Origin of the sequence: Stenotrophomonas sp. CASM106 (assembly GCF_049384825.1) — a bacterium.
GTDB classification, from domain to species: domain Bacteria; phylum Pseudomonadota; class Gammaproteobacteria; order Xanthomonadales; family Xanthomonadaceae; genus Stenotrophomonas; species Stenotrophomonas muris.
On the sequence record NZ_JBMRFS010000002.1, the window covers coordinates 610,552 to 630,497 of the forward strand.

The 19,946-nt window shown below is 65.8% G+C and carries 30 protein-coding genes, 3 tRNA genes and 1 riboswitch; of the genes, 13 read left to right on the forward strand and 20 right to left on the reverse strand.

Annotated elements, in window-relative coordinates; translation table 11 throughout:
• Window positions 1–6: 6 nt before the first annotated feature.
• The 5 genes from VG556_RS06575 to VG556_RS06595 all read left to right on the forward strand — a co-directional run bounded on the left by VG556_RS06575 (window position 7) and on the right by VG556_RS06595 (window position 1,963).
• Window positions 7–82, forward strand: a tRNA-Gly gene (locus VG556_RS06575).
• Window positions 83–224: 142 nt separating this feature from the next.
• A tRNA-Gly gene (locus VG556_RS06580) sits at window positions 225–300 on the forward strand.
• 66 nt (window positions 301–366) lie between these two features.
• Window positions 367–440: transfer RNA gene (locus tag VG556_RS06585), tRNA-Cys, on the forward strand.
• A gap of 121 nt (window positions 441–561) precedes the next feature.
• A complete protein-coding gene (locus VG556_RS06590; RefSeq protein WP_100449721.1) occupies window positions 562–1,476 on the forward strand; it encodes an ADP-ribosylglycohydrolase family protein in 915 nt (304 codons plus the stop codon).
• A 217-nt stretch (window positions 1,477–1,693) separates the two neighbouring features.
• On the forward strand, window positions 1,694–1,963 hold the full coding sequence (locus tag VG556_RS06595) for a hypothetical protein (protein WP_032959304.1): 270 nt from the start codon (window positions 1,694–1,696) through the stop codon (window positions 1,961–1,963).
• A 175-nt stretch (window positions 1,964–2,138) separates the two neighbouring features.
• Here VG556_RS06595 and VG556_RS06600 read toward each other — a convergent pair whose 3' ends face one another.
• Window positions 2,139–3,212: an alpha/beta hydrolase family protein gene (locus VG556_RS06600; protein ID WP_100449722.1), complete on the reverse strand. Its 1,074-nt coding sequence runs from the start codon at window positions 3,210–3,212 to the stop codon at window positions 2,139–2,141.
• A 260-nt stretch (window positions 3,213–3,472) separates the two neighbouring features.
• On the opposite strand from VG556_RS06600, the gene VG556_RS06605 reads away from it, so the two are divergent.
• Entirely contained in the window at window positions 3,473–3,991 is a 519-nt protein-coding gene (locus VG556_RS06605) for an AAA family ATPase (protein WP_100449988.1), read from the forward strand.
• 10 nt (window positions 3,992–4,001) lie between these two features.
• Here the strand turns inward: VG556_RS06605 and VG556_RS06610 are convergent, their stop codons facing one another.
• Window positions 4,002–4,919, reverse strand: coding sequence for a LysR family transcriptional regulator (locus VG556_RS06610; RefSeq protein ID WP_049404314.1), 918 nt, complete (start codon window positions 4,917–4,919; stop codon window positions 4,002–4,004).
• Between the two features lie 103 nt (window positions 4,920–5,022).
• Between VG556_RS06610 and VG556_RS06615 the strand changes: the two genes are divergently transcribed.
• Both VG556_RS06615 and VG556_RS06620 read left to right on the forward strand, forming a co-directional pair.
• The gene (locus VG556_RS06615) at window positions 5,023–6,042 is read left to right on the forward strand and encodes an aldo/keto reductase (RefSeq protein ID WP_423179983.1); all 1,020 of its coding nucleotides are present in this window, start codon (window positions 5,023–5,025) and stop codon (window positions 6,040–6,042) included.
• Between the two features lie 19 nt (window positions 6,043–6,061).
• Window positions 6,062–6,472, forward strand: a complete 411-nt coding sequence (locus VG556_RS06620) for an SRPBCC family protein (RefSeq protein ID WP_100449725.1) — start codon at window positions 6,062–6,064, stop codon at window positions 6,470–6,472.
• Window positions 6,473–6,530: 58 nt separating this feature from the next.
• On the opposite strand, the gene VG556_RS06625 is transcribed toward VG556_RS06620, so the two are convergent.
• Window positions 6,531–7,025 carry a DUF6265 family protein gene (locus VG556_RS06625; protein WP_100449726.1) on the reverse strand — a complete coding sequence of 165 codons (495 nt, stop codon included), beginning with the start codon at window positions 7,023–7,025 and terminating at the stop codon, window positions 6,531–6,533.
• 134 nt (window positions 7,026–7,159) lie between these two features.
• Between VG556_RS06625 and VG556_RS06630 the strand changes: the two genes are divergently transcribed.
• Window positions 7,160–7,993 (forward strand): AraC family transcriptional regulator, encoded by an 834-nt coding sequence (locus tag VG556_RS06630; RefSeq protein ID WP_100449727.1) that lies wholly within the window; start codon window positions 7,160–7,162, stop codon window positions 7,991–7,993.
• A gap of 3 nt (window positions 7,994–7,996) precedes the next feature.
• Here the strand turns inward: VG556_RS06630 and crcB are convergent, their stop codons facing one another.
• Both crcB and VG556_RS06640 read right to left on the reverse strand, forming a co-directional pair.
• Window positions 7,997–8,389, reverse strand: a complete 393-nt coding sequence (crcB, locus tag VG556_RS06635; RefSeq protein WP_049404321.1) for a fluoride efflux transporter CrcB — start codon at window positions 8,387–8,389, stop codon at window positions 7,997–7,999.
• A gap of 81 nt (window positions 8,390–8,470) precedes the next feature.
• A riboswitch (Fluoride riboswitch) is annotated at window positions 8,471–8,534 on the reverse strand.
• 22 nt (window positions 8,535–8,556) lie between these two features.
• Window positions 8,557–8,958, reverse strand: coding sequence for a helix-turn-helix domain-containing protein (locus VG556_RS06640; protein ID WP_005415999.1), 402 nt, complete (start codon window positions 8,956–8,958; stop codon window positions 8,557–8,559).
• Between the two features lie 111 nt (window positions 8,959–9,069).
• Here VG556_RS06640 and VG556_RS06645 point away from each other — a divergent pair, with 111 nt between their 5' ends.
• Together VG556_RS06645 and VG556_RS06650 are read left to right on the forward strand one after the other, a co-directional pair.
• Window positions 9,070–9,273: a hypothetical protein gene (locus tag VG556_RS06645; RefSeq protein WP_014646673.1), complete on the forward strand. Its 204-nt coding sequence runs from the start codon at window positions 9,070–9,072 to the stop codon at window positions 9,271–9,273.
• A gap of 359 nt (window positions 9,274–9,632) precedes the next feature.
• Entirely contained in the window at window positions 9,633–9,869 is a 237-nt protein-coding gene (locus VG556_RS06650; protein WP_005416001.1) for a hypothetical protein, read from the forward strand.
• 9 nt (window positions 9,870–9,878) lie between these two features.
• Here the strand turns inward: VG556_RS06650 and VG556_RS06655 are convergent, their stop codons facing one another.
• Together VG556_RS06655 and VG556_RS06660 are read right to left on the reverse strand one after the other, a co-directional pair.
• Entirely contained in the window at window positions 9,879–10,934 is a 1,056-nt protein-coding gene (locus tag VG556_RS06655; RefSeq protein WP_049442294.1) for a 4Fe-4S dicluster domain-containing protein, read from the reverse strand.
• On the reverse strand, window positions 10,931–11,218 hold the full coding sequence (locus VG556_RS06660) for a hypothetical protein (RefSeq protein ID WP_032959293.1): 288 nt from the start codon (window positions 11,216–11,218) through the stop codon (window positions 10,931–10,933). Before VG556_RS06660 ends, VG556_RS06655 begins: the two co-directional genes overlap by 4 nt.
• A 180-nt stretch (window positions 11,219–11,398) precedes the next feature.
• Between VG556_RS06660 and VG556_RS06665 the strand changes: the two genes are divergently transcribed.
• Both VG556_RS06665 and hemN read left to right on the forward strand, forming a co-directional pair.
• Window positions 11,399–11,839, forward strand: a complete 441-nt coding sequence (locus VG556_RS06665; protein WP_053494909.1) for a group III truncated hemoglobin — start codon at window positions 11,399–11,401, stop codon at window positions 11,837–11,839.
• Window positions 11,840–11,883: 44 nt separating this feature from the next.
• Entirely contained in the window at window positions 11,884–13,293 is a 1,410-nt protein-coding gene (gene hemN / locus VG556_RS06670) for an oxygen-independent coproporphyrinogen III oxidase (protein WP_041864131.1), read from the forward strand.
• Between the two features lie 198 nt (window positions 13,294–13,491).
• On the opposite strand, the gene VG556_RS06675 is transcribed toward hemN, so the two are convergent.
• The 13 genes from VG556_RS06675 to bet form a co-directional block, all read right to left on the reverse strand.
• Window positions 13,492–14,520 carry a tyrosine-type recombinase/integrase gene (locus VG556_RS06675; protein ID WP_100449728.1) on the reverse strand — a complete coding sequence of 343 codons (1,029 nt, stop codon included), beginning with the start codon at window positions 14,518–14,520 and terminating at the stop codon, window positions 13,492–13,494.
• A 2-nt stretch (window positions 14,521–14,522) separates the two neighbouring features.
• Window positions 14,523–14,771, reverse strand: a complete 249-nt coding sequence (locus VG556_RS06680) for a DUF4224 domain-containing protein (RefSeq protein ID WP_100449729.1) — start codon at window positions 14,769–14,771, stop codon at window positions 14,523–14,525.
• Between the two features lie 11 nt (window positions 14,772–14,782).
• Window positions 14,783–15,577 (reverse strand): hypothetical protein, encoded by a 795-nt coding sequence (locus VG556_RS06685; RefSeq protein WP_100449730.1) that lies wholly within the window; start codon window positions 15,575–15,577, stop codon window positions 14,783–14,785.
• Window positions 15,570–15,722, reverse strand: coding sequence for a hypothetical protein (locus VG556_RS06690; protein WP_181452926.1), 153 nt, complete (start codon window positions 15,720–15,722; stop codon window positions 15,570–15,572). Before VG556_RS06690 ends, VG556_RS06685 begins: the two co-directional genes overlap by 8 nt.
• Window positions 15,715–16,281, reverse strand: coding sequence for a hypothetical protein (locus VG556_RS06695; RefSeq protein ID WP_238381424.1), 567 nt, complete (start codon window positions 16,279–16,281; stop codon window positions 15,715–15,717). Before VG556_RS06695 ends, VG556_RS06690 begins: the two co-directional genes overlap by 8 nt.
• A 202-nt stretch (window positions 16,282–16,483) precedes the next feature.
• Complete coding sequence (locus VG556_RS06700) at window positions 16,484–16,990, reverse strand: Lar family restriction alleviation protein (RefSeq protein ID WP_100449731.1); 507 nt, start codon at window positions 16,988–16,990, stop codon at window positions 16,484–16,486.
• Window positions 16,987–17,355, reverse strand: coding sequence for a hypothetical protein (locus tag VG556_RS06705; protein ID WP_100449732.1), 369 nt, complete (start codon window positions 17,353–17,355; stop codon window positions 16,987–16,989). Before VG556_RS06705 ends, VG556_RS06700 begins: the two co-directional genes overlap by 4 nt.
• Window positions 17,352–17,570 carry a hypothetical protein gene (locus VG556_RS06710; RefSeq protein ID WP_100449733.1) on the reverse strand — a complete coding sequence of 73 codons (219 nt, stop codon included), beginning with the start codon at window positions 17,568–17,570 and terminating at the stop codon, window positions 17,352–17,354. Before VG556_RS06710 ends, VG556_RS06705 begins: the two co-directional genes overlap by 4 nt.
• Window positions 17,567–17,773 carry a hypothetical protein gene (locus VG556_RS06715; RefSeq protein WP_100449734.1) on the reverse strand — a complete coding sequence of 69 codons (207 nt, stop codon included), beginning with the start codon at window positions 17,771–17,773 and terminating at the stop codon, window positions 17,567–17,569. Before VG556_RS06715 ends, VG556_RS06710 begins: the two co-directional genes overlap by 4 nt.
• Window positions 17,770–17,991: a hypothetical protein gene (locus VG556_RS06720; protein WP_032962321.1), complete on the reverse strand. Its 222-nt coding sequence runs from the start codon at window positions 17,989–17,991 to the stop codon at window positions 17,770–17,772. The genes VG556_RS06715 and VG556_RS06720 overlap by 4 nt, the downstream gene beginning before the upstream one ends.
• Window positions 17,988–18,203, reverse strand: coding sequence for a helix-turn-helix domain-containing protein (locus VG556_RS06725; RefSeq protein ID WP_087786640.1), 216 nt, complete (start codon window positions 18,201–18,203; stop codon window positions 17,988–17,990). Before VG556_RS06725 ends, VG556_RS06720 begins: the two co-directional genes overlap by 4 nt.
• Complete coding sequence (locus VG556_RS06730; protein ID WP_100449735.1) at window positions 18,203–18,982, reverse strand: lambda exonuclease family protein; 780 nt, start codon at window positions 18,980–18,982, stop codon at window positions 18,203–18,205. Before VG556_RS06730 ends, VG556_RS06725 begins: the two co-directional genes overlap by 1 nt.
• A complete protein-coding gene (bet, locus tag VG556_RS06735; protein ID WP_202909960.1) occupies window positions 18,979–19,941 on the reverse strand; it encodes a phage recombination protein Bet in 963 nt (320 codons plus the stop codon). The genes VG556_RS06730 and bet overlap by 4 nt, the downstream gene beginning before the upstream one ends.
• Window positions 19,942–19,946: the final 5 nt, after the last annotated feature.

Here is a 19,946-nt window from a genome sequence, read left to right on the forward strand (position 1 = left end):
GAATCTGCGGGAATAGCTCAGTTGGTAGAGCGCAACCTTGCCAAGGTTGAGGTCGCGAGTTCGAGTCTCGTTTCCCGCTCCAGATTCTACAGGGCCCCGGTAGGGGCCTTGTTTTTCTCCCGCCACGGCAAGGCGGGGCACGTTGAGCCGCAAGGCTTTGCGCGCAGTCAGAAAGGTGAAATCGCTGGTGTGTTTTCCGGATTTCCGGTAGCATGTCGGCTTACGCGGGAATAGCTCAGTTGGTAGAGCGCAACCTTGCCAAGGTTGAGGTCGCGAGTTCGAGTCTCGTTTCCCGCTCCATGTTCCGACAGGCCCCATCATGGGGTTTTGTCTTGTCAGGGTTCCATTCCTGGCGCGCAGTACGTTGGCCTCATGGCAGAGTGGCTATGCACCGGATTGCAAATCCGTTTACAGCGGTTCGATTCCGCTTGAGGCCTCCAATTGAAAAGCCCTGACTCCGGTCAGGGCTTTTTTGTTGGCTACGATTGCGTTCCCGCTTGCGCGATCGTTGCGCGGCCTGGCGGCCAGTCATGGCGGATCCGGTGGCGCTACACTGGTCTGATGAACCAGATTGATCACTTCCGCGGCGCCTTGCTCGGCCTCGCATGCGGCGATGCCGTCGGTACCACGCTGGAGTTCAAGCCTCGTGGCAGCTTCACCCCGATCACCGACATGGTGGGTGGTGGGCCGTTCCAGCTGCAGCCGGGGCAATGGACCGACGATACCTCCATGGCGATGTGCCTGGCCGAGAGCCTGGTGCGTTGTGACACCTTCGATGTGCACGATCAGATGAACCGCTACGCCAACTGGTACCGGCATGGGTACTGGAGTGCGACCGGCGAGTGCTTCGATATCGGTATGGCAACGCGGGCTGCGATCGACCGGTTCCTGCAGGATGGCCATCCGCTGGCGGGTAGTGACGACCCACGCAGCGCTGGCAATGGCTCGATCATGCGTTTGGCGCCGGTGGCATTGCGCTACGCCGGGACCCCCGACCTGCAGGCAATGGCCGAGCTGAGTTCGCGAACGACGCACGCTGCGCAGGAGTGCTTGGAGGCGTGCCGCTTGCTGGCGGTCGCGCTGGAGCGGGCGTTGGCAGGTGGCCCCCGTGACGCGGTGCTGGATCTCAGCAATGTCCCCGTCGAGAGCGCGCGGCTGCAGCAGATCGCGGCGGGCGGCTACCGCGGTGCCGCGCGTGAGCAGATCCGTGGCAATGGCTATGTTGTCGACAGTGTCGAAGCTGCACTCTGGTGCTTTGATCGCCACGACACCTTTGAAGCCGTCGTACTCGAGGCGGCCAATCTTGGCGAGGACGCCGACACCACGGCCGCCATCGCGGGGCAGCTGGCGGGCGCATTCCATGGTGCGCGCGGAATCCCCGGGCGGTGGTTGCAGCGGCTGGCCCTGCGTGCCGAAATCCAGGCGCTGGCCGATGCGCTGCACGCCTTGAACCAGGGCAGCGACCGCGCTGCGTGAGTCGGGTTCCCTGCCTGTGAACTGCGCCGGCAGGACGCTCCCTGCCGTCGCCATTTCCGACGCCGCGAGGGAAACCGTGCGGCAGCTCGCATGCCGCGGCCGCCAGTCTCAGCCGGCCACGACATGGAAAGGCGCTATGGTCAGGTTCCACGTCTCAGGGAGCCGCAATGGCGAGCAAGGACATCACGCGTCGCTTCAGCCACGGAGCGAAACGGAAATGAGCAAAGTCATGGCAGATGTGCGTTGGCTGACCTTTCGCTTGAAGAACGGACAATCCATCGGGCCGGAGCGGCTGAAGGACGGATGGGTGATTGCCTCGGAAACCGCCCGCTGCGAGGTCCGCCGCGAGCATATCGAGGGATCGGGCCTGGTGTATGCGCTGTATGCGCCGGCCAGCCTGGCCTCACCGCGGCGCGCGGAAATGCGCATGCGCGAATTCCTGATGAGCTCGGGCTACACCTTCACGATGGGCACGCTGGGCGGCTGACTGGGCCCGTCATGGTTGGGCTCGCACGGTCAGCGCCTGGCCCTGCATGCCGATCGGGCGGCGTGCATCGCGCAGCACCATGCTGGTCAGGCCGAGGCCTTGGCGGCTGAACAACACACGCCACCCGAGCAACCCCTTCCGGCACGGTGGTGATGCGTTGCGGCACACGATGGACTCAGCGTTGCACTGCTTTCAAGGCGTCGACCACCTGTGCCCCAGAAAAACCACAATGTCCTTCGCCCACTGGCGGCAACACGCGTGGCAGCGGGCGTGCGCCAGCCCGTGCGGCCAATTGCGGATACGCCGTCTGCATGTGCGGCACGATGGTCGGGTCGTTGTGGTTGAACTGGATCACCAGCGGTCGCTTCAGTGCGCCGGTGATTGCCAGCGAGTTGCGGACATGCGCCTGTGCCGCAGGCACGGGATCGATGCGCTGAACACCGGCATTGAATGCGGCGTCGTCACCGAATCCGCTGTACACCACCCCCAGGTTGCCGACCGGCATGCCGCCGCTGCGCGTGGCCAGTTCGTGCAGCACCAGCGCGTGCAGGCTGATGGTGCCGGCCACTGCATCAGGGGACACCTGCAGCCGCCGCGCCAGCACTGCGGCGTGCGACGGATCACGTTGCAGGGCATTGGCGATGCCCTGGTACAACTCGCCCTGTGGCTGCGCGGCGGCTTCGCGCGCTACCAGGCCGGCGGCCGGCAGCCCATCGGCCTTGGGGAAGAAGTAATCGAATGCGACCAGCGTGGTCAGCAGATCGGTCGCGATCTGTTCGCCGCCGAGATTGGCGCCGCACAGCGACACGCCACCTGCGTAGTGCTGCGGGAAGCGCTCGAGGCTGCCGATGGTCACGGCGCCGCCCATCGAGAATCCCAGCATCCAGGTGTGGCGGACATGCTTGAGTTCACCCACTGCCTGCTGGCGCAGGCGTTCTGTATCGGTGATCGCATCGGCCACCGCCCAGCCCTGGCTGGCATAGGCGCTCTGCGCGACGGCGTAACCTGCTGCCAGCAGTGGCGCGGTGCTGTCATTGGCCGCCATGGGTGCGGTGCGTGGCATGCCGACCGGTTCATAGCCATGGGCCAGCATCACCAGGTCGCCGTTCCAGCGGGCCGGTACATCCAGCCGCCACGGTGCGCCCTGCAGCTCGCCGCTGAGCGTGCGCGGTGCCGGCGGTGGTGCAGCCAGCGATGTCATCCAAGGCAGCAGGCAGAGGGCAAGCGCACATCGAAACAAGGTTCGCATCGGGGGCATTCCATGCGGGAATGGCGCCGAGCATAGATCCCTGCACAACCTTGCGCGCGCTGCAGTGCCGCAGGGCATTGCCGGTCGGCGGTGCTGCGCTCTACGCTGGCGGCATGGCCCTGCACAGCATCGCGTCGATTATCCGCATTCCCCACGGGAAGGCGGGGTAGCGCGCGGTCATCACGGCCAAGCAACCTGCCCGGGAAGGCGGGTTGCATGCAGCGCTCTCCCGGGTAATGAATCCACCAAGGAGAATGCAGATGCACGACCTTTCATCGAACGACGCTGCGCCGACCCTGCACCTGGTGTGCGGCAAGATCGGTGCCGGCAAATCCACCCTGTCGCAGCAGCTGGCGTTGAAGCCGCGCCACGTATTGATCAGCGAAGACACGTGGCTGGCGGCGCTGTATCCGGGCGAAATCCATTCCATTGCCGACTATCTGCAGCGTGCAGCCACGTTGCGCAATGTGCTGGCCGATCATCTGCGCGCATTGCTGCGCATGGGCGTCTCGGTGGTGCTCGATTTCCCTTTCAACACGCCGGCCGCGCGGGCATGGGCGCGCGAGCTGTTCGAACCGGAGGGAGCCGCGCACCAGCTGCATTTCCTGGATGTTGCCGACGAGGTCTGCAAGGCGCGGCTGCGTGCGCGCAATGCGCGCGGTGAGCATCCGTTCCAGGCCAGCGATGAGGAGTTCGCACAGATCACCCGCCACTTCGTTGCACCGGCCGCGGAAGAGGGCTTTGTGGTGATGCGCTACACCGAGGCAGGCCCGGCATAGCGCGGTCAGTTCAGTCGACGAAGGCCGGCTTGCCCTCGGTTGCGGTCTGCACCAGCGTCCTGCGGAAGGTCTCGACCAGCGGGCGCAGGTTGATGCGGTGCCAGGCCGCCCACAGCGGTGTGCGGTAGCTGAACCACGGCAGCTCGCGCAGTACCACGCCCTGCGGTGCCTGGTGGTCCAGGCTGCGCTGCAGGGTGGTCAGGCCCAGCCCAGCAGCGACCAGACCGAGTGCGGCCAGCGGCTCGGTCGCCTCCATGGCGATGGTCGGGGTGAAGCCGGCCTTCGCGCAGGCGGCGATGAAGGTGTCATGGCGCAGCGCGCTTTCCTTGTGCATCACGCCGATCCATTGCTGGCTGGCCAGATCCTCTGGCGTGATGGTCTCTGCGCTGGCCAATGGGTGGCCGGCCGGCAGCGCCAGCAGCATTGGATCGTTCAGCACCTGCGTGGCCTCCAGGTCCGGATCGTCGAACGCGGGGGGTTCGCAGACCAGGGCGATGTCCAGGCTGCGTTGCCGCAGGCCTTCCAGCTGCGTGTCCGACTGCTGGTTGTACAGCGCGATGTGTACGGCAGGACGGTCGCCACGCAGTTCGCGCAGGGCGGCGGGCAATACGCCGGAGTGCATCGCGTACTCCAGGTAGCCGATGCACAGGCCGCCCTCGTCGCCGCGGCCGAGCCGGCGTGCCAGCGATTCCAGCCGGTTGGCGTGGGTCAACAGGGCGCGTGCCTCGGCCAGGAAGGTGCGGCCATCGGCGGTCAGCCGGATGCGCTGCTGCGAGCGTTCGAACAGCTGCAGTTCCAGCCGTTCCTCCAGCTGCGCGATCTGCCGGCTGAGCGGGGATTGGGAGATGTGAAGGCGCTCGGCAGCGCGGCCGACGTGTTCATCCTCGGCGACGGCCACGAAATAGCGCAGTTGGCGGAGATCGAGCATAAGACCGTCCGGGACTCAAGATGGACAAATTATGTCTTGGACAGTCTTATTGGGCAAGCCTAGCCTATGCCTCAACCTCAACAACGTCCCCAAGGGGAACCCCATGAGCATCAACACTCTGCTGGCTGGCAAGGCCCTCGGCTTCGGTACCGCGCCGCTGGGCAACATGTTCCGTGACATCCCGGAAGCCGAGGCCCAGGCCACCGTGGACGCGGCCTGGGAACAGGGCACCCGCTACTTCGATACCGCCCCGTTCTACGGCGCCGGCCTGGCCGAGATCCGGCTCGGCGACGTGCTGGCCAAGCGCAACCGCGACGACTTCGTGCTCAGCACCAAGGTCGGCCGCCTGATCCTGGACGAAGTGGAAGACACCAGCGCCCGCGATCTTGGCGAGAAGGGCGGCCTGTTCGTCGCCGGCCGCCCCAACAAGCTGGTCAATGACTACTCGGCCGATGCCACCCTGCGTTCGATCGATGACAGCCTCACGCGCCTGAAGACCGACCGTCTCGATATCGTCTGGGTGCACGACATCGCCCAGGATTTCTACGGCGATGAGTGGCTGTCGTACTTCGAGACCGCACGCCGCGGCGCCTTCAAGGTGCTGACCCGCCTGCGCGAGGAGGGCGTGATCAAGGCCTGGGGCCTGGGCGTCAACCGTGTCGAGCCGATCGAGCTGACCCTGGATCTGGACGAAGCCCGTCCGGACGGCTTCCTGCTGGCCGGCCGCTACTCGCTGCTCGACCACGAGCGTGCGCTGCAGCGGGTGATGCCGAAGGCGGCCGAACGCAACACCGGCATCGTGGTCGGCGGTCCGTACAGCTCCGGCGTGCTGGCCGGTGGCAGCCACTTCGAGTACCAGAAGGCGTCGCCTGAGATCCTTGCCAGGGTCGAGCGCATCAAGGCCGTCGCCGCCGGGTACGGCATCAGCATCAAGGCGGCCGCCCTGCAGTTCTCGCTGGCCAACCCGGCAGTGGCTGCGGTGATCCCGGGCGCCAGCCGTCCCGAGCGCATCGCCGAAGACGACGCCGCACTGAAGGAAATCATCCCGGCCGGGTTCTGGCAGGAACTGCGCGCCCAGGGCCTGGTTGCGGCCAACGCCCCGCTGCCGATCGACAACATCTGAGTCCCAAGGAGACCTTCCCATGGCAACTGCATCTGCATCCATCACCGTGCCGACCCCGGCCGACCAGGTCTGGGACCTCATCGGCGGCTTCGATTCGCTGCCCGACTGGCTTCCGTACATTCCCCGGAGCACGCTCAGCGAAGGTGGCCGCGTGCGCCATCTGGCCAATCCCGACGGCGATGCCATCGTCGAGCGCCTGGAAGCCTTCGACCAGGCCGGTCGCAGCTACACCTACCCGATCCTGCAGGCACCGTTCCCGGTTACCGGCTATCGCTCCACGCTGCGTGTGGTCGAGCAGGGCGGCGGTTCGCGGATCGACTGGTCCGGTGAGTTCACTCCGATGGGCGTCAGCAACGAAGAAGCGTCCGCGCTGTTCGAGGGTATCTACCGCGATGGCCTGAAGGCGCTGGAAACCACGCTGGCCGGGTGAATGTCCGTGTGGTGTTGACCGTATGCAGGCGCCCCGGCCAGTCCGGGGCGCTTGTATTTCAGTGGGTGGGTGATGGTCCACCGCAGGCAACGCGATGCATCGGGAAGTCCAGGGCCTGTTTCGGGTTCTCCTGCGCGACCTCGATGCGCGCATGCGCGCGCTGTTCATCGAGGCGTCGATAGCGGATGCGCTGCGGGAAGTCGTTGGCCGGGTTCTCGAATACTGCCTCGTTGGCATCGACGCGGGTGGCGTTGAAGTCCGTGGCGTTCTGGCCGGAGGGCAGGGCGGTCAGCACCAGGCGGCCGTCGTCATGCTGGCGCAGCTGCATGAACTCGAAACCCACGGTGCGGCCGTCACGCAGGCTGCGGCTGCTGCCCAACAGGGTGTTTCCAGCCAGGGTGGACCACTGCTCGCCAGCGCCGGCCGGCTGGCCATCAAGCTGCCAGCAACCGGCCAGCCACGCCAGGTGGTCGATCTTCGAGGACGGAGCGGCCAGGGCGTGCGGGGCCACGAGCAGCAGTGGCAACAGGGCCAGGGCGATGCGGATCGACATCAGTGCCTCCATGCGCGGGGATGTGCGGCCTGTATAGCGTTCGACGGATCACTCAGCCAGTGCCGCCCCCTCAACCGCCGAATCCGATACGATCTGTCGCATTGAGTTCGTCTCGCTTGATCCGGAGTCCCGTCATGGTCGACCGTCTCGCCATTCTGCTGGAACGTTTTTCGGTCACCGCCTCGGTGTTCCATGCCGGCGCGCTGTGCGGCATCAACACGCTGGACGGCGAGGATGAAGCCGGGCAGTTGCACCTGGTGCGACGTGGCCCGCTGCAGGTCAGCCACGGCCAGCAGACCGTGCAGGTCGAGGTGCCGAGCCTGCTGCTGTACCCGCGGCCGATGCCGCATCGCTTCAGTACCGACCCGCAGCAGGGCGCCGACATGGCCTGCGCCAACCTGCATTTCGAGGGTGGACGGCTCAACCCGATCAGCGCCGCATTGCCCGATTTCATCTGCCTGCCGCTGGCCAATCTGTACGGCGGCAACGCAGTGCTGGAACTGCTGTTCGAGGAAGCCTTCGAGCAGCGCTGCGGGCGTGCGGCGATGGTCAACCGGCTGTTCGAGGTGGTGATGATCCAGGTGCTGCGGCAGCTGATGGAAGGGGGCGAGATGCGTGGCGGCCTGTTTGCCGGGCTGGGGCATCCGCGGCTGCGGCTGGCGCTGGTGGCGATGCATGAGGCGCCCGCACAGTCCTGGACCCTGGAAGACCTGGCCGAGGTCGCCGGCATGTCACGCAGCGTGTTTGCTGCCAGTTTCCGTGAGGCGATGGGCACCACGCCCGGTCAATACCTGCAGGGCTGGCGGGTGGGCCTGGCGCAGCAGGCACTGCGCCAGGGCAGACCGCTCAAGCGGATTGCCGACGATGTGGGGTACGGCAGCGAAGCCGCGCTGTCGCGCGCATTCAAGGCGCACACCGGGCAGTCGCCGCGCGAGTGGCGTGGGCAGGCCCGCGCCGGCGCGGCCTGAGCCTCAGCCCAGCACCAGCCGGGCCAGTTTCATGCCACCGAACAGGCCGACCAGGCCCAGTGCCACCGAACCGCCGGCGTACAACGCTGCCAGGCCGTGCTGGCCGCGCTGCAGCAGCACGCCGATTTCCAGCGCATAGGTGGAGAACGTGGTGTAGCCGCCGAGAACGCCGGTGGCCAGCAGCAGGCGCAGCTGCGGCGAGGCGCCATTGCGCAGGGCGAAGGCTTCGACCAGCACGCCCATCAGCAGCGCGCCGCTGATGTTGATCAGGAAGGTCGACCATGGCCACGGGCTGCCGACTGCCACCCGCGCACCGATCAGGTTGCAGGCATGGCGAAGGCAGGCGCCGAGCCCGCCGCCGATGAAGACCAGCAAGTAGTTGTTCAATGCGTGCATCACGTGCCTCGGGTACGGGTTCGCTGATTCGATGGCGAACGCCGAGGGCAGGCACGGCCTGCCATCGACGAACGCCGGTTCGTCTTGGCAGGAGCCATCAGCCCTTTCAGGCGGTTATCGGGGGAGCCCCATCCCCATCGGCGACCATGCTACCAGCGGTAGTGCATTCACGTCATCGAGGTCGTCAGCACCCGGATGACCTTGCTGCGGCTGAAGCCGTCCATCAGCAGTTCGAAGGCCAGCAGGTCCAGGGCCGCGTGGCGGCGGTGGTCGATCTCCAGGCCCTTCTCTTCCACCAGATGGCTGACCAGTTCGTAGGCGTCCTGCCAGACATCCAGGTGGGCCTGGCTGGGGATATAGGTATTGCCCCGCTCACCGACGCCAAGCCCGCTCACGCCATACAGCAGTTCACGCGCGTCCAGCTTGGCCGCATCGGCGATGCGGAACAGCTGTTCGGCCTTCACATGGGCGGGGCTGACGTGGTCGTTGAGCCAGTTGCTGATGGTTGCCGTCGTCGAATCGGCGGCGCGGGCCAGATCGGCCGGGCGAGGGTGCCCGGCTTTCTTCATGGCAATGGCGAGTCGTTGGCCGAGAGTATTCATCTATGCAAGCCAGCTTAACGCGTGGATCGCAAAGATCCCTTGTTCCAAGAATAAGTCTGGTTAACAGAAGGACCGACCGTGACCGAATTCTGGAGCAAGGGGCAGGTGCGCACCCGGCTGGGTTTCCGCACCGATGCCGAACTGGCGCGCTTCTTTGGCATAAGCCGATCTGCAGTGTCGCAATGGCCCAAGGATTTCCCGATTCCTGCGTTACGCCAATACATCCTGCATCAGCGCTATCCCAACCTGTTCCCGGCAACTGAAGCCACGCAGGGCGAATAAGCCTCAACTGCGCCGCCTTTTGGCGCATATAGCACTCTAAGTGCCATTTGCTAAGTATGCTTAGCAACATAGGAAACTTCGATGGAACGGGGTCGGGCTATCGATGAGGCCTACCAGGGCAGAGGCTGGAGGAATCGGGTAGGTTGTCGGCTCCGGCCCATCCGGGAAGCCTGTCATCCCGTATGTGGTTTCGTGAACGATTAATAATTTCGATCACGAAAGTCGCTGCATGTAATTGACCTGTCGTGAAATCTATGACTAATTGGCATCAACCGGGCGTGAAGCCCGGGAGTCTTTCAGTAGCTCGCAAGTGAGTCGGTAGACCGTCAACGATGCAGAACAAGTCCAACGGAGGTCGTATGGAATACGGCATGCATGGCTTGGCTGAACGGGTACGCCGCGAACTGGAAGCCAGTTATCACAAACACGGATGCGGTCCGGCGTTCTGGGATACCTACCAGCAGGTGCTGGACCGCCTGGTCCCGCAGGGGACCGAGCGTACCGAAGTCACCAATGAAATGGCGCTGATCATCGAACAGCTCGGCATCGTCCGACGTGCGCAGCTGGTGCCGCCGCACGCCAACGGGCCGCGTTGACCCGTTGATTCAAAGCAGGCGCCAGGCGCCACAGGCCAACAGCGCCAGCAGCATTGACAGCAGTGCCAGGGTCCGCGGTCGCCACCATTGCCGCGGTTGCCCGGCCATGGCCTGCGGACTGCAGTAGCGCACCAGCCCCGGGCCGAAACCGGCCTGGTGCTGCTGCCGCGAGCAGGCGTCCAGGCAGGCGCCGCAGGCCAGGCAATCGGCCTGCGGTCCCTGGCGGATGTCCAGCTGCATCGGGCAGGCGCTGACACACGCGGCGCAGTCGGTGCAGTCGCCCAGGCGATCGGCGCTGAAGGTGGGCATCGGTCCGGCCAGCAGCGGATGTGCGGCGCGGAACACGTAGTCCTGTGCGGTGGTCGGGTCGAGCAGGCCGCGTCCGCGTCCGAGCACGCCCCCCATGCCCGGAGGGCGCATGCCGCGCGGTTCGCCGCGGCGCGCGTCGTACAGCATGCGTGGTGTATGTGGATCGATCAGCAGTGGTTGCATGCGCGCGAACGGGCACAGCGAACGGCACACCTGCTCGCGCAGGAAGCCGGCATTGCCCCAGGTGGCGGCGGCATAGAACAGCACCCAGAATGTTTCCCAGCCGCTCCAGCCGGCATGCGGCGCGGCGGCCAGCAGTCCGGCGATCGGGCTGAACAGGCCGACGAAGGTGATGCCAGTCCACAGCGACAGCAGCCCCCACGCGACCTGGGTGGCCGGGCGCACGGCTGGCACTGGCAAGACCTTGGCCATGCCGTGCGCGATCCAGTCGAAGGCACGACGCCACAGCGTCTGCGGGCAGGCATGACCGCACCAGATGCGGCCGGCGAGGTGGGTGAGCAGCGCAAGGCCCACCGCCAGCACCGCCAGCAACCCGATCAGCACGCCGACATCGCCGGGCCACAACGTCCAGCCGAACAGGTCGAAGCGCCGTGCGTTGATGTCCAGCAGCAGAGCCTGGTGTCCATTCCAGCGCAGCCATGGCAGGGCATAGAACAGGACCAGCAAGAGCGCGCTGAGCGCGCCGCGCCAACGCCAGGGGCGTGGGGTTCCGGTTCCGGTACAGGGCGTACTCATCCCAGCGGCAGCTCGTCGTCGTCATCGCTCGGCAGGGGCCGCTGCAGGTACCAGGTGACCGCGCTGGAAAGTGCGGTCACCGACCAGAACATGAAGAATCCTGCCGTATAGCCCAGTTCACGGCTGATCGCCGTGCCCGGGAAGCTGATCGCCTGCAACCGCAGCGGGTCGACGAAGGCGAAGAACACCACGCTGGCCAGGCCGGCAGCGATGAAGCTGGGCCAGAGGATGGCGCCCCAGTGCTGGATCAGCTGCTGGCGGCGGCTGGGAGAGGGTCTGTTCATGCTGTCCCGGATCGGAATGAGGGCGGCGCGTATACTCCGCCGAGGCCGGCGCAGCATCCGCAGGGCATGCTTCCTGCAATCGTGGCAGCCTAGGTGCAGCGGACTGCGCCGACATTGATCTGGATCAACGGCGGTGCCGGCCGGCTGCGGCACACTGCCGGCACGCTTTGGGTACCCCCGATGAACGCAATACCGCCACCTGTCCTGCCCGTCGCCTCGCCCGGGCTGTGCACCGAGCAGGAAGTGACCCGCCTGGTCCACGACTTCTATGCGCGCGTGCGCGAGGAAGAGCGGTTGGGGCCGGTGTTCCAGGCGCATGTCCACGACTGGCCGGAACATCTGGCGCAGCTGGTCGATTTCTGGTCGGCGATGCTGCGCGGCACGCGCCGCTTCAAGGGCTCGCCGATGTCCAAGCACATGGCCATCGAGCTGGACAAGGACTTGTTCGATCGCTGGCTGGTGCTGTTCCGGATCACCACCGCCGAGTGCGGCAACCCGCTGATGCAGGAGCTGGCCAACGACGTCGCCGCGCGCATCGGTGACACCTTCTGGAAGCGCTACCAGATGCTGCGCTGGCCGCAGGTGGGCCTGCCGGTGCTGGGAATCCCCACCCGCGATTGATCTGGGTCAAGGCGGTCATGGCCGTCCGGCGCGATGCTGGCGTCATGGACACGTTCTCTCCCGCCGCCGGTGGCCTGGCCTGGACCTTCGACCCCGACCTGCTGCGCCGGCATGACCGGCCGGGGCCGCGCTACACCTCGTATCCGACCGCGCCGCACTTCCACGATGGCTTCGACGCGCCGGCGCTGCGCCAGGCGATCGCCGACAGCAACCAGCTGGCGCGCGCGCTGTCGCTGTACGTGCATGTGCCGTTCTGCTCCAGCCCCTGCTTCTACTGCGGCTGCAACCGGGTGATCACCCGCGACCGCGGTCGGGGCCACAGCTACGTCGCGCGCGTGCTGGCCGAGGCCGACCTGCTGGCGCCGCAGTTCGAGGACGGCCGTGAGGTCATCCAGCTGCATCTGGGCGGTGGTACGCCGAACTTCCTCGAGGCCGAGGCGATGACCACGCTGGTGGAGGGGCTGCGCCGGCGCTTCGATTTCAGCGATTCGCCGCAGCGCGATTTCTCGATCGAACTCGATCCGCGCTTCATCGATACCCGCGATGTCGCCATGCTGGCGCGGCTGGGCTTCAACCGGGCCAGCCTGGGCGTGCAGGATTTCGATCCGCATGTGCAGGAATCGATCAACCGCATACAGGGCGTGCAGCAGACGCTGGACATCCTGCATGCCTGCCGCGACAGCGGCATGCGCTCTGTCAACGTCGACCTGATCTATGGGCTGCCTGGACAGAGCCTGCAGGGATTCGGCCGCACCCTGGAACGAGTGCTGGCATTGCGACCGGATCGCCTGGCGGTGTATGGCTACGCACACCTGCCACACCTGTTCCGCGCGCAGAAGCAGATCGACGAGCGCCGGTTGCCTTCACCGGAAGACAAGCTGGCGCTGCTGGGCCTGGCGGTGGAGAAGCTTTCTGCTGCGGGTTACCAGTACATCGGCATGGATCACTTCGCGCTGCCGGAAGAGGACCTGTCGCGCGCGCAGCGTGCCGGCCAGCTGCATCGCAACTTCATGGGCTATACCACCCACGCCGATACCGACCTGCTCGGCCTGGGCGTGAGTGCGATCAGTCATATCGGTGCCACCTACAGCCAGAATCCGCGTGACCTGCCGTCGTGGGAGGACGCGGTGGACCAGGGCCAGCTGCCGGTCTGGCGCGGCGTGGCACTGAGCGCCGACGACCAGCTGCGCGCTGAACTCATCCAGCAGCTGATGTGCCAGGGCGAGGTGGACGGCGCCGTGCTGGGCCAGCGCCATGGCGTCGATTTCGAGCAGTACTTCGCCGAGGACCTGCGTTCGGTGCAGCGGTTGCAGGAAGACGGCCTGGCCGAATACCGCGACGGTGTAGTGCGCGCCAGCGAGCCGGGTCGGCCGCTGCTGCGGCTGCTGGCGATGTGTTTCGACCCCTACCTGCGCGCGGCGCATGAACAGCCGCGTTACTCGCGTGCAATCTAAGGTGTACTCGCGCAGCGCGGTTGGTGCCCGGAGCCGGAATCGAACCGGCATGGGGTTGCCCCCGGCGGATTTTAAGTCCGCACAGAATTCATTGTGCCACAAGGGTTTCGGGGTGATTTCCGCTCCGCAATGCACGAAATCCTGATGGCTTGAAAGCCTTGGCGCACAAGCGCCCCAGTTCCGTTGCGGAGCGGAATTTCAGCGCGTCGGCGTGGACTTGTGACCGCGGCGCTTGCGGGTGTAATGCTCGGTCATCGACACCGTGGTGTGGCCCAGCTGCTGCTGCGCCTTGCGAATGTCGCCCGACGATTCGGCCTTGTCGGTGGCCGCCTTTGCACGCAGATCGCGGAACTGCACACCCTCGATTCCGGCAGCCGCGCAGGCCTTCGCCCAGCGCCTGGACATGCCGTCCACGCTCACGGCATCGCCGCGCTCGCTGACGATCAGCAGGGTGTTGCGCACGGCATGGCCAGCCTTGCGCGCGCGCAGCCGCTCCAGCAGCACCGCCAGCTCGCCCTCGACCGCGATGCGCAGCTTGGCCTTGGTCTTCCCCTGGCGGATGTTGATCACCCCGTCTCGCACGTCCATTTCTGTCAGCGACAGCACGTCTGCCGGCCGCTGGCCGATCAGGTAGGCCAGGTCCATGGCGTCCTGCACCACCACGTCGGCAGCTGCGCGGATCGCTTGGTACTGGTCGTCCTCGATGTAGACGTCCCGACCGGTCTCCTTGAACCCCTTGATGCCGGCGCATGGGTTGGGCAGGGCGGTGTAGCCCTTGTCGCGCGCGAAGTTCCAGATGTGCGACAGCAGCGCCTTTTCGCGATTGGCGCGCACCATGCCCTTGCCGCTGGCGGTGCGCCAGGTGAGATACTGGCGAACCGTGATGGGCTTGATCGAGTCGAGCGGTGCCGGCGGGTCGTCGAAGTACTCCAGCAGCTTGGCCAGTTCGTGCCCGTTGTCCAGCTGCGTGCGCGGCGCCTTGTGGATGATGACCTCCTTTCGGTAGGCATCGCTCACCTGCCGGAAGGTGATGACGGCCACGGCCTGCGCCTCGCGCGTGCCTTCCAGCTCGGCCCACTTCTTCACCGCCAGCGCGTAGTTGCTGCCCAGCGGGATCTCGACACGCGGCTTGCCGCCCTTGTCGTAGTAGTAGAACACCACGCCCGACTTCTGCTTGCGCTGGCGCAGCCGGGGAATCGCCCCTGGCTTCTTCGGCTTCCTACCCATCGTCATGCCACCTTGTTCGATCGCCACTCGGCAACGGCGACGGCCTTCTCAGTTGCCGCATCCGCGCCCCCTTCCAGGGTGGCCCACAGCACACGCGGCCAACCATCCAGCCCCTTGTAGTGGGGAATCCCGTTCAGCACCAGAAACTCCTGCTGGCGTTCCCTATAGGGTGTGCCGCACAGCTCCCGCATCGACTCCCGGGACAGGCATAGTGCGCCTGCGCTGGGGTTGGCCTGCTTCTTCGTGGCCATGTTGTCCTCCTTCAGTCAGTGGCCAGCGCAGCGCGCAGCTGCTCGGTGGCCTGCAGCTCCGGTTCTTCACAGAACAGGCCGCAATCAAAATTGAGTGTCTTCATGGCGCCGCCACGGTCCGTGGGCTTCAGTTCGTCCAGGTAGCGACGTTCACCGCGAACCTTGACCAGCTTTGCGCCGATCCTGCGGGACTGCTCCGCACGCCGCTGGAACACTTCGGGGTCTTGGCGGCGCACATGGTTCCAGTACGTCGCCGATTGCGATTTCACGCATCCGACGCAGTTGGCGTTTGGGTAGCCCCGCAGGTAGATGGCCGGCAGCGCAATTCCCTCGGCCAGAATCCGCCGTGCACAGTCGTCCTTTGTCATCCCGGCCTCAATCAGCACCGGCAGGACGTTGGGCCGCTCGGTCAGCACGAAACGGGCGTGCCGGGCCTTTTCCTCAGCTGTGAAGCCAAGGACATGGAAGTCTGGCCGGTTCTGCTGCTCCCAGTGCTGCCTCGCCTGCTTCTTCAGCGCCCGAGTGCAGGGTGCGCCAGCAACACCCGCCATAAACCGCTCCTTCTCCCACACGTCTTCGCACGAACAGGTGGGCCACTTGGGGTTTATGGCTCGCTCGATCTGCACTCCCAGCCACGCCGCCACGTCTGCAGCAAAGCGCTGGTTGTCCGGATCTTCCTCAGCCACGGGGTTGTTCACCACGCGGATATCGTGTGTAGCGCCATAGCGCTCGATGGTCAGCTTCGCGGCAACCGCGCTGGCGGCGCCGCAGGAGAACCACACCGCGATCATCGGTCGCTCAGCCATGAGCGCACCTCCGCAAGCACCAGCGCAGCCCATTGCGCGCGGCGCGGCATGCGCGACTGATCGCCCACAGGGTGGCGATGCCGGCCGCAAACCCGCCCAGGGCGAGCAGATGGACCATTGCAGCGGTGAGCAGCTGGTCAGCCATGGCGGGGATCCCGGCTGCCGATCAGGTCCAGCAGTTCACGCGCCAGTGCTTCCCGCTTCTCCCAGCAGTTGTGGAGCTTCGCGTTTCGCAACGCGAACTCGGCCAAGTCCCGGAACTGCCCCAGGTCCACGGCCTGCGCGGTCGGGGCGGCGTAGACCGGACGAATGTTGATTCCGCCCTTGCTGCTACGAGCCACTTCGATGTCCGTCGTGAAAGAGGTGAACTCTTCATCGCCTCGACCGAGTGCGCTGCTGTGGGTCCAGTCGTAGAGGTAGCCCACCGGCTCCCCCACCGGCTGACGGGCGGCGATCTTCTTGCCTTCCTCCAACCCTTCCATGTACGCGGCACGCTCGCCCTCGGTCCGCGCACGCAGCTCATCGCAGCCTTGCACATACGCCGGCTGGCGGGCGGAGAGGGCGGCGCGCAGTCGGCGTATCTCAGCTAGGCAATCAGCTAGAACCAAGTCAGGATCAGTTTCGTCCGCAGGAACTCTCATGGGAGCGTTGCCCGATGTGATACGCTCGATGGCTGCGGTGATTCTTTGTTCGATGTCGATCACAACTTCTTCCTCCATCGCATGCAATGGTTGCAGAAGACCTTCCCGCCACCGCAGTGGCGACAGGCTGGCTCCTCGAAATAGAACTCAGTGCAGTCACCGCAGAAGCGCGTCCAACACCAAATCAGCCAGTACCAAGTGCCCTCCACGCATCGGGGAAGCCACAGGAACCGCCGTGTGTAATCCGGTCGCGATCTATCCCATTTCATGCCATGCGCCTCCGTTCGAGGTCGGCTTCATAGGCGGCAGCGGCAGCCTTTTCGATCTGATCTGCGAACAACAGCGAGTCGTCAAGCGCTCCGCACCACGCCGCCTTGTGTGGCGAATCAGCGAACGCTTGGAGGTTCTTCACGATGGCTGCGGCCAGCCCACGGATTTCCAGCCATTGCCTGCGAGCATCCCCCTGACCACCCGGGGATGGCTGGGCGGAGAGGGCGCGCGTATTCCAGTGTTCTGCCATCGAGGTCCGCAGCCAATCGATTCCGTAGCGGAGGGTGCGCTGGTTCCGCTGGATGCATCCCATGCTCTTGCACTTCAGGGTCAGCCCGTTGTCCTTGTACGGCACGAACTCGGCAACGTTTCCGCAGAGCGGACAGGGGAGCAGCTCGCGTGTCCACGCCTGAAATTCATGCCGATCCAGCTCGGCCTGATCCCCCAGCCTCACCCTCCCACCGGGCTGCACGTCCGCCAGGGTCTTGTTGTCGGTGGTCATGCGGATGCTCCCATTGCGGCGTCGATCATGTTCGCAGCGGTGCGAAGGCCTGCCACGTACTGCTTTCCGTGTTGCTGAGCCGTGCCCTCGCTGGCGGCGCGTGCGCGAATCTTGCGGGCCACTTCCTGTAGCGCATCGTCGCTGCCACTCCCGGCCTGTAGCGCCCTGGCAACGACTGCCTCGCCAGCCTCGGTCAGCTGGAACTCGTCGTTTTCAGCGCCTTCCACAACCCAGCCACGGGCCTGCAGATCCATCATCTGCGGCAACGTGAGATTGGTGACGCCAGCCCACGTGAACTGTGTGTCGCACACGATCAGGTGGCGCACGGCGTCGGCTTCGCTGATGGAGTACTCGATGGTCTTCATGCGCGCGCTCCCTTCTTCGTGCGGCTGTCGTGGCCACCCTCGACCACCTGGCGGCGGCTGATGGTGGATCGGTCGATGGGGCTGTTGCCGAGCTTCTGGACCTTGCCGCCCGAGCGCAGGAACTGCGCCACGTCGCCGGCGATCTCGGCCCGCTGGCGGTCCTTCTCGGCCTGCGTGGCCAGGTCGAAGGTCGGCTGTACGTGGATGCTGGTCATGCGGTCTTCTCCAAGGTTTCTAGTAGCGAGTCCGCGACGCGGACAGACTCCTCACCGATCCAACCCATCGGTCCATTCCATGCCTTGCCGCTTGCGAGAAGCCCCTGCATCGCCATCGCGGCGAACAGCTCGCGCTTGGTCAGTCCACTCGGTGCATTCATCCGGCCTTCGGAGGGGTAGGCCGGCTTGGTTCGATTCGTCATGCGTGGCTCCTGAGCGGCACGCGGCGCACTGGCCCGTGCCACAGGTTGGTGAGGTTGTTGAGGCGCACCTGCAGCGGATCGCGGCGCAGGGGGCGCAGCGGGTCATGCAGGCGGCGCTCGGTGTTCCGGCAGGGCGCGCACGCGGCGGTGGCCTTGCCGTTGATCAGAGGGAAGAACCGCAGCGGCAGCCGGGCCGCGCACTTCGTGCAGGTCTTCATGGCAGGCGAGCCTTCATCAGGTTGGCCCAGGTGAGCGGGTAGGGGCCGCGCTTGATCCGGTCGTAGGCCGTGCTGCGCGAGACGTCCAGAATCTCGGCCACCTGCCTGGTGGTGTAGCGCTTGCCCTCGATCACCTGCGCGAACAGCTGGGCGCGGGCGAGGCCGGCACGGCGCAGGCATTTGGCGTGGCTGGGGTAGATCGTCACGTCCATCAGGCGGCCTCCTGGTGATCGCCAGCACGCAGACTGTGCTCAAACCCGGCCACCATCTGCCGGAACGGTTCCAGGTCCGCGCGCAGCTTGGCGATGAACGCCTCGTCGCGGTCGAAGCGGCGCCACCACAGCTGCTTGCCCACGGCGGCCAGCGCCGGGCAGTACAGGCCGATGTGCCACCACTGCCGGCCGGTCAGCCACATGCAGCCCTGGGCCTGCTCGAACACCTCGCTCGCATCGTTGTCGATGTGGAACGCGCGCAGCTTCTCGGGGTTGATGAAGCACTTGTATTCGCTGCCGCCGTCCTCGCCGATGAAGCCGTCAGCCGAGCAGCCGTAGTCGCCGCAGTCGCTCAACACGAACCCAGCGCGTTTCACCAGCAGGCCGGACTGCACCTCATGCTCGGCGCGAGCTTCCGGTTCCAGCTCATGGCCGCGGCGCATGGCGAACGTCTCGAAGCCTTCGCCCAGCGGCTCGCCGCTGATTCGCTCGATAGCCAGCCGGAAGGCGTAGTTCTTCGACGCCTCGCTGAAATCGCCGATGGGCTCGCCGGCGATGGCCTTCTCGATGATTGCCGAGCGCGGCACGGCCTTGTATCCGGCGCGCTCCATTGCGGTCTTCTCGGCCAGGCCGGACAGCACCGCGTCCACGTAGGTGCGCTGCTGGCCGGTCAGCTCGCCCACGCGCGAGCGCGCGGTGGCGAACATGCTGGCCGTGATGATGCCGGCGCGGGCGCGGTGCCACGCCTCGCTGCCCTGGTCGCACCCGATGACGATCACAGCGGCACCTCTTCATCGGCTGCAGGCTGCTGGTCGCCTTCTTCGACTACGGTGGCGCTTGCGCGTTCGGCGATGCCCTTCAGCGTTTCATGGCCCGCGCTGCCGATCAGCTGTCGCTGCTCCTTGGTCAGGCGGCCCCAGGCGCCCTCGTATTCCTCCATTCCGCAGTCGGCGAAATCCTTCAGGCTGGCGTACAGCGCTTGGCGCTCCGGGGTGTCTTGCGGCTCGGCCTGCTGCTGGCGGGTGATGGCGCCAGCGGTGGAGGGGCGGCGATCAGCGCGCACCGTCTCGCCGTCAATGATTTCCTTGCCTTCCATTTCCTCGGCGGTGGGCTGGGAGCCGACCGCTTCCGGGAACGCCTTGCGCAACGCCTGGGCCTCTGCACACTTCGCCAGCTGGCCGAAGGCGCGCTTTTCCCACATGGCGTTCGGGCTGCCATCGCTCTTGGAAGCGTAGTTCTCCAGCCAGTATTCCTTGGCGGAGAACTCCACCACCTGGTTGCCGAGCAGCTTGCGGACCGTTACGCGACACCATTCTGGGTAGAGCAGCTGAATAGCTTTCTGCGTCTTCTGCCTGCGCCCATTGGGACCATCCGACCACACGTCGCGCACCGACTCCATGGTGCAGGTTGGTCCGAACTCGGGTTCACTGCAGCCGGCGTACTGACCCGTGCGGGAGGCGTTGATGCGGTACAGGCCGATGCCGGGCATAACCACGTCGCGCATGCCGTTGACGGGGGTGCCGTCGGGGTTCTCGCCGATCTTCACCTTCATGGGCACGATGTGCACCGGCTTGGTCATCGGGTCGAGCCCGGCCGCCTGGCAGTAGCTCAGCACCATGTCGATGGACGCATCACTGGCGCCCGGGTACAGGCTCGACTTCAACGCGCCGCGGATAGCTTCGGCCTGCTCGCTGGTCATCAGGGCGCCGACAGCGGCGCGGGTGGTCATCTGGTTCATGGGTG

Coding starts and splice junctions, on each gene's coding strand:
- VG556_RS06720 (WP_032962321.1), bottom strand. CDS start 17,991: ATGAAGACCTGCACGAAGTGCGCGGCCCGGCTGCCGCTGCGGTTCTTC.
- VG556_RS06655 (WP_049442294.1), bottom strand. CDS start 10,934: ATGAGTACGCCCTGTACCGGAACCGGAACCCCACGCCCCTGGCGTTGG.
- VG556_RS06625 (WP_100449726.1), bottom strand. CDS start 7,025: ATGTCGATCCGCATCGCCCTGGCCCTGTTGCCACTGCTGCTCGTGGCC.
- VG556_RS06685 (WP_100449730.1), bottom strand. CDS start 15,577: ATGGCTGAGCGACCGATGATCGCGGTGTGGTTCTCCTGCGGCGCCGCC.
- VG556_RS06690 (WP_181452926.1), bottom strand. CDS start 15,722: ATGGCTGACCAGCTGCTCACCGCTGCAATGGTCCATCTGCTCGCCCTG.
- VG556_RS06675 (WP_100449728.1), bottom strand. CDS start 14,520: ATGGGTAGGAAGCCGAAGAAGCCAGGGGCGATTCCCCGGCTGCGCCAG.
- crcB (WP_049404321.1), bottom strand. CDS start 8,389: ATGCACGCATTGAACAACTACTTGCTGGTCTTCATCGGCGGCGGGCTC.
- VG556_RS06710 (WP_100449733.1), bottom strand. CDS start 17,570: ATGACCAGCATCCACGTACAGCCGACCTTCGACCTGGCCACGCAGGCC.
- VG556_RS06700 (WP_100449731.1), bottom strand. CDS start 16,990: ATGACCACCGACAACAAGACCCTGGCGGACGTGCAGCCCGGTGGGAGG.
- VG556_RS06640 (WP_005415999.1), bottom strand. CDS start 8,958: ATGAAGAAAGCCGGGCACCCTCGCCCGGCCGATCTGGCCCGCGCCGCC.
- VG556_RS06620 (WP_100449725.1), top strand. CDS start 6,062: ATGGCAACTGCATCTGCATCCATCACCGTGCCGACCCCGGCCGACCAG.
- VG556_RS06680 (WP_100449729.1), bottom strand. CDS start 14,771: ATGGCCACGAAGAAGCAGGCCAACCCCAGCGCAGGCGCACTATGCCTG.
- VG556_RS06590 (WP_100449721.1), top strand. CDS start 562: ATGAACCAGATTGATCACTTCCGCGGCGCCTTGCTCGGCCTCGCATGC.
- VG556_RS06725 (WP_087786640.1), bottom strand. CDS start 18,203: ATGGACGTGACGATCTACCCCAGCCACGCCAAATGCCTGCGCCGTGCC.
- VG556_RS06615 (WP_423179983.1), top strand. CDS start 5,023: ATGAGCATCAACACTCTGCTGGCTGGCAAGGCCCTCGGCTTCGGTACC.
- VG556_RS06605 (WP_100449988.1), top strand. CDS start 3,473: ATGCACGACCTTTCATCGAACGACGCTGCGCCGACCCTGCACCTGGTG.
- hemN (WP_041864131.1), top strand. CDS start 11,884: ATGGACACGTTCTCTCCCGCCGCCGGTGGCCTGGCCTGGACCTTCGAC.
- bet (WP_202909960.1), bottom strand. CDS start 19,941: ATGAACCAGATGACCACCCGCGCCGCTGTCGGCGCCCTGATGACCAGC.
- VG556_RS06600 (WP_100449722.1), bottom strand. CDS start 3,212: ATGCGAACCTTGTTTCGATGTGCGCTTGCCCTCTGCCTGCTGCCTTGG.
- VG556_RS06630 (WP_100449727.1), top strand. CDS start 7,160: ATGGTCGACCGTCTCGCCATTCTGCTGGAACGTTTTTCGGTCACCGCC.
- VG556_RS06610 (WP_049404314.1), bottom strand. CDS start 4,919: ATGCTCGATCTCCGCCAACTGCGCTATTTCGTGGCCGTCGCCGAGGAT.
- VG556_RS06595 (WP_032959304.1), top strand. CDS start 1,694: ATGAGCAAAGTCATGGCAGATGTGCGTTGGCTGACCTTTCGCTTGAAG.
- VG556_RS06660 (WP_032959293.1), bottom strand. CDS start 11,218: ATGAACAGACCCTCTCCCAGCCGCCGCCAGCAGCTGATCCAGCACTGG.
- VG556_RS06650 (WP_005416001.1), top strand. CDS start 9,633: ATGGAATACGGCATGCATGGCTTGGCTGAACGGGTACGCCGCGAACTG.
- VG556_RS06705 (WP_100449732.1), bottom strand. CDS start 17,355: ATGAAGACCATCGAGTACTCCATCAGCGAAGCCGACGCCGTGCGCCAC.
- VG556_RS06715 (WP_100449734.1), bottom strand. CDS start 17,773: ATGACGAATCGAACCAAGCCGGCCTACCCCTCCGAAGGCCGGATGAAT.
- VG556_RS06665 (WP_053494909.1), top strand. CDS start 11,399: ATGAACGCAATACCGCCACCTGTCCTGCCCGTCGCCTCGCCCGGGCTG.